At 76.2% G+C, this 345-nt stretch carries 1 pseudogene; it reads right to left on the reverse strand.

The annotated features are described in order from the left end of the window. Positions 1-345, reverse strand: a pseudogene (locus VR44_RS35110) (hypothetical protein); the annotation flags it as partial.

Below are 345 nucleotides of genomic sequence, written 5' to 3' on the forward strand. Positions count from 1 at the left end.
GGCCCATCCGGTAGTGGAGCGCGGAGACCCAGGAACGCCAGGGTGCGACGGCCGGGTTGCGCCAGTGGGCACGCTCGGCCGTACGGCCCCAGTCGAGGTAGCAGTCGAGGGCCGTCGGCAGGTCCTGGCGCAGGGCGGCGGCCGAGCCGCGGATCAGCAGCCGCAGGGAGGGGAGGTGGCCGTGGGCTGCGTCCGGCGGGGAGCCGGACAGCAGACGTTCGCACAGGGCGGTGTCCCGGGCTTCCAGGGCGGCCAGGACGACCGCGGCCAGGGTGCGGAGGGTGGCCCAGTCGGTGGCGTCCAAGTCGAGCGCCTCCGCGGCGTGGGTGCGGGCCAGGGCCAGGT

The sequence above is a fragment of the Streptomyces katrae genome, from assembly GCF_000966975.1.
Taxonomy (GTDB): domain Bacteria; phylum Actinomycetota; class Actinomycetes; order Streptomycetales; family Streptomycetaceae; genus Streptomyces; species Streptomyces katrae.